This window comes from Nosocomiicoccus massiliensis, from assembly GCF_000438455.1.
GTDB lineage: Bacteria > Bacillota > Bacilli > Staphylococcales > Salinicoccaceae > Nosocomiicoccus > Nosocomiicoccus massiliensis.
Genome location: NZ_CAVG010000100.1, coordinates 1 through 5,386, shown reverse-complemented (window position 1 = coordinate 5,386; position 5,386 = coordinate 1). Strand labels below are relative to the sequence as shown.

Sequence of the window (5,386 nt, the reverse complement as noted above, 5' to 3'; positions counted from 1 at the left end):
TGAATGTTCTTAAGTAGTTCATATAACCTTTTTTAGTCATCACCATCTGGTCAATCGAGTATTTAATGAGTGGTATATTTTTAGCTGCTGATGATAATAGCGTTGTAATATTATAAGGTTTTACTGAGCCAAATAAGTCAAAGAACGAACCGTATTTTAAGAATTTCGGATCGATATTTGCATATGGTCCAAATAGTAACGTACTTTCTCCATCGATATAACGTGTATCGAGATGCGGTACTGTCATAGGTGGCTTACCAAGAGGTTCTTTACTGTATACTTTCGCGTGATGTTGTTTAATAATATCTTTATTTTTACACGCTAAAAATTGACCAGTAATAGGGAATCCTCCGACATTTTTCCTTTGAGTAATGCCACTCTTTTGAAGTAGTGGAATAGAGTAACCCCCAGCTCCGATAAATACTTTATCTGCTACTTTTACGAACTTCTCTTTCGTCGCTCTATTTCTTACGAGAACTTCCCATTTGCCGTCTTCTCTTTGAGTTAAGTCGATCACTTCATGGTTATATTTTAAAGAGACATTTGATTGCTTTTCTAAATATGCTGCTAATTTACGCGTTAAAGCACCATAGTTTACGTCAGTTCCTTCATCGATCTTACTCGCTGCCATTATCTGACCTGGTTTACGATTTCGCATCATCAATGGCATCCATTCTCTCATCGTTTCGATATCTTCTGTGTACTCGATATTATCAAACATAGGAATCGTTTTAAGTTTTTCATAACGTTTACGTAAAAACTCAACATTCGTTGGGCCCATTACAAAACTAATATGCGGTAGTGGCTGAATGAATTCTTCAGGGTTAGTGAGATCACCATTTTTCACTAAACTGCCCCAGAACTGTTTAGACAGTTCAAATTGCTCGTTGATCACTTCTGCTTTAGAAGCATCGATAGAGCCGTCCTTTTGTTCCACAGTATAGTTTAACTCACAGAGAGCAGCGTGACCTGTACCTGCATTGTTCTTTTCGTTCGAACTCTCGATTCCCGCTTCATCTAATCTTTCGTACATATCGATATTCCAGTTCGGGCTCACTTTTGAAAGCATCGTCGCTACCGAAGTACCGATAATACCAGCACCGATCACAATAATATCTTTATGCTGATTGTCTGATTCAGTCATAATTAAAAATCCTTTCTTCTATCATAATTATCTAATAATTCTATAACATAAAACTATATATATTATTCTAACATCTTATGTAATATATTTATGTGTAAAAAAATGGAAGCGATTTATATCACTTTTCAATTATTTCCTGTATGATAAATGTAACTACATTTTACTCTGAAAGGAAGGAATTGGATGAATTACAAAGATAATTGGGATATGGAAAGTGTGTTTCCTGGTGGAAGTGAATCTTCTGCTTTCCAAAATCGTTTAGTAGAAGTGAGTGACAGTATTACAGAGTTCTCTAAAACACTAGGGGAGTGGAATTTCGACGAAAGTTCTAATGATTTTGCACCACTAAAGAGTTTATTAGAGCAATACGAAGAAATTTCAAACGCGCTTGGCGAGATGGGAAGTTTCTCTAACGGATTAGCATCTGCAAATATTACGGATCAAAAGGCATTAAAAAATACGAATGCTGTAGCTAATTTACGTAAAGATTTCTCATCTGAGATTATTATTTTAAATAAAAAAATCAGTGCACTTACTGAAGATCAATTTAACACGTTATTAGAAGATGACTTCTTTAACGCGATGCGTTTCCCTTTAAAAGAAATTCGTAAAAACGAAGCGGATTTATTATCGACAGAAGAAGAAACAATTATCAATAGCTTATCACTCGATGGCTTACACGGTTGGGGCAATATGTACAATCAACTCGTTGCGTCTATTCAAATCCCTGTCACTGAAGACGGCGAGACTAAGTATTACTCAGCAGGGCAATTTGAAAATAAAATGGGATCAGAAGAAAATCCGGAGAAGCGTGAAGAACTGTTAAAAATTTGGGAAGAAGAGTGGAATAAAAAAAGCAGATTTATTTGCTACTACGTTAAACCATCTATCAGGGTTCCGTTTAAATAACTATGAACTTCATGACTATAAAGATTATATGAAAGTACCGTTAGACTACAACCGTATGGAAGAAAATACTCTCGATACGATGTGGGATACGATTGCTAAAAATAAATCACCTTTAAAGAAATACTTCGAAAGAAAAGCACAGCTTCTTGGTGTCGATCAATTAGGATGGCTCGACGTGCACGCAAGTGTAGATGTCGGAGACTATAAGAACAAAAAATATACGTACGATGAAGCGGCAGAGTTTATTATCGATAACTTTAAATCATTTAGTCCAAAGATGGCAGAGATGTCTCGTCGTGCATTTGAAGAGCAGTGGATTGAAGCGGAAGATCGTCCAGGAAAACGTCCAGGTGGATACTGTTCAAACCTTCCAGAATCAAAACAGTCACGTATTTTTATGACGTTTGCAGGTAGCACAGGTAACGTCTCAACACTCGCACACGAACTCGGACATGCGTTCCATAGTTATGTCATGCGTGATTTACCATTACTTAACCAACGCTATGCTATGAATGTTGCTGAAACAGCATCTACATTCGCTGAACTGGTCGTTTCAAACGCAACGATTGAAAACGCGACGTCAGACGCAGAGAAAATCAATTTAATCGACGAGAAAATTTCTAGAAGTGTGGCATTCATGATGAATATCCACGCACGCTATATCTTTGAACGTAATTTATATGATGAACGTCAAAAAGGAACGTTAGACAGCAATAGACTAAAAGAACTGATGAAAGATGCTCAAGAAGAAGCATACGAAGATGCGCTGAAATCTTATCATCCGATGTTCTGGGCAACAAAATTACACTTCCATATTACGGGTGTACCGTTCTATAACTTCCCGTATACATTTGGATACTTCTTCAGCTTAGGAATATACAACCGCTTCTTAGAAGATAAAAACGTAAGTGAAGATGACTACATCGCACTTCTACGTGATACTGCGAGCATGACAACAGAAGATCTAGCTGAAAAGCATTTAAACGTTGATTTACGTAAACCAGACTTCTGGCAAGAAGCATTAGATTCCGTGTATAAAGACATTGAAGAATTCTTAGAACTGACAGAGTCTTACGTTTAAATTAAAAAACTATATAAATATAAGTGACTTTTTAGCTTCTTGATGGAGTTAGATATACCATAACATTATGAACAATATTAATTTAGAGAAAGGATGTTTTACAATGGGAAAATTACAAGATAAAGTCATCGTTATTACTGGTGGCGCACAAGGTATGGGAGAACTTCATGCCAAAAAAGCAATAGCTGAAGGCGCAAAAGTCGTGATTACTGATATTAATGATGAATTAGGTCAAAAAACAGCTAATTCTCTTGGAGACGATGTTTTATTTATCAAACAAGATGTATCTAAAGAAGAAGATTGGAATCATGTCATTCAAGAAGTTATGAACAAATGGAATCGAATTGATGTATTGGTTAATAATGCTGGAATCACATACAATAAAACAATTGACCAAATATCATTAGAAGATTATATGAAGATTGTAAATATTAATCAAGTATCTGTATTTTTAGGCATCAAAACTGTATCTGAAATTATGAAAAGTCAAAAACAAGGGTCAATCATCAATATTTCTTCAATTAATGGTCTTGTTGGTGGTGCAATTGGCTATACAGATACAAAATTTGCGGTCAGAGGTATGACAAAAGCTGCAGCTAAAGAATTATCTCCATACAATATTAGAGTTAATTCAGTACACCCAGGTGTTATAAAAACAGCAATGTTAGAGCAAGAAGATGTTAAAGAAGCCGTTAAAGAATTTGAAAAAACAATTCCAATGCGTAGAGTGGCGCAGCCAGAAGAAGTATCTAACCTTGTATGTTTCTTAGCCTCTGACGATGCTTCTTATTCTACAGGATCAGAATTTGTTATAGATGGTGGTATTACGGCACTATAAATGATAAATCAATTAAAATATAAATAGCGTTGTATAAATTCTAAAAAACCGCATCATCGATGATATGCTTCTGCGTATCGGTTAATGATGCGGTTTATTTTTAGTTTTTTATACCCAAATGATTTTTTAACAGATGACTCTCATAATCTCTTCTAAACACTCCACGTTCTTGAAGAATTGGTATCACTAAATGAATAAATTTTTCAAATGATTCTGGATACGTCGGGGCCATCAACATAAAACCATCGCACGCTTCTTTTTCAAACCATTCTATCATTTCATCCGCCACTTGTTCAGGAGTTCCTACTATTGTCTTATGCCCTACCCAAGTACCAAAACGATCTAATAAATCTCTTAATGTAAGTTGCTCAGTCTTAACGGCACGTTGTATGGCTTTATACATAGATTTTACAACTTTTTTCTCTAAAGCTTCATAAGGTAGTAATGATGGCACGACTTCATCTAGTGTCCACTCACTTATATCTAAACCAATGGCTTTAGATAATTGTTTCTTGCGTTTTTCAAGTGGAATCATATCATCTAATTGTTGCTTAAGTTTATAAGCATCCTCTTCATTCTCATCAACATAAACGGTGAGACCTGGTAATACAAGAGGGGGTTGACGATTTGCTTCCATGGCCCGTTGATGAATGTCTTGTCTGAACTGTTGGCCATCTTGTATATTCCATGCAATTGAAAATATAGCATCCACGTGTCGTACTGCTAAATCACGACCTGGAATGGAAGTTCCTGCTTGAAATAAACGTGGTCGACCATATTTTGGTGTTGGAATGTTAATAGCTCCGGCAACTTGAAAATACTTTCCTTGATAATGAAGTGGATGAATATACTGATGATTTAAACCAATCCCTGAGTCTTTGTGATTAACGATAGCCTCTACAGTAAATGACTCCCATAATTTTTTCATTACATTAATAAATTCATCTGCTCGTTCATATCGTTTTTCAAGATGTGGTAAAGCTTGCATCGAATAGTTTTGTGCTTCTAAATCAAATTGAGATGTTACAATATTTGCCCCAATACGCCCATGAGATATTTGATGTAAACTTGAAAGCATACGTGCTGCAAGATAAGGTTCATAAAAAGAAGAAGAAATGGTACCTATCAAACCAATTGAATGTGTTTCACGTGAAATTGCAGCAAGTGCCGTTAGTGGTTCAAAGTAATAAGAGATATGTCCCGTTTCTTCTCCAGAAATATATTGGCCATCACCTAAGAAAAAGGCATCCAGTTTACCTTTTTCAGCTAATTTCGCTAACTTAATTTGAAAATCAATATCTCCAACTTCTTCAACATATGAATGTGGTAGTCTCCAAGAAGCAGGATGTAGACCTGTACTATAAGCTAAAACGGATAAATGCATGTGTTTCATTGTCATTAACCTCTCCACTAT

The 5,386-nt window shown here is 35.7% G+C and carries 5 protein-coding genes; 3 read left to right on the top strand and 2 right to left on the bottom strand.

The annotated features are described in order from the left end of the window. The coding region (locus TJ68_RS04495) for a malate:quinone oxidoreductase (RefSeq protein WP_040928975.1) at positions 1 to 1,144 on the bottom strand (1,144 nt) is incomplete at its 3' end. Positions 1,145 to 1,327: 183 nt separating this feature from the next. On the opposite strand from TJ68_RS04495, the gene TJ68_RS08685 reads away from it, so the two are divergent. From TJ68_RS08685 to TJ68_RS04485, 3 genes are all read left to right on the top strand, one after another. Further along, the gene (locus TJ68_RS08685) at positions 1,328 to 2,053 is read left to right on the top strand and encodes a gluzincin family metallopeptidase (protein WP_238316037.1); all 726 of its coding nucleotides are present in this window, start codon (positions 1,328 to 1,330) and stop codon (positions 2,051 to 2,053) included. Then, positions 1,992 to 3,134 (top strand): M3 family oligoendopeptidase, encoded by a 1,143-nt coding sequence (locus tag TJ68_RS08680; RefSeq protein ID WP_238316039.1) that lies wholly within the window; start codon positions 1,992 to 1,994, stop codon positions 3,132 to 3,134. The genes TJ68_RS08685 and TJ68_RS08680 overlap by 62 nt, the downstream gene beginning before the upstream one ends. A 103-nt stretch (positions 3,135 to 3,237) precedes the next feature. After that, complete coding sequence (locus TJ68_RS04485) at positions 3,238 to 3,972, top strand: glucose 1-dehydrogenase (protein ID WP_040928974.1); 735 nt, start codon at positions 3,238 to 3,240, stop codon at positions 3,970 to 3,972. Between the two features lie 100 nt (positions 3,973 to 4,072). On the opposite strand, the gene TJ68_RS04480 is transcribed toward TJ68_RS04485, so the two are convergent. After that, on the bottom strand, positions 4,073 to 5,386 hold a 1,314-nt coding region (locus TJ68_RS04480), incomplete at its 5' end, for an NtaA/DmoA family FMN-dependent monooxygenase (RefSeq protein WP_238316035.1).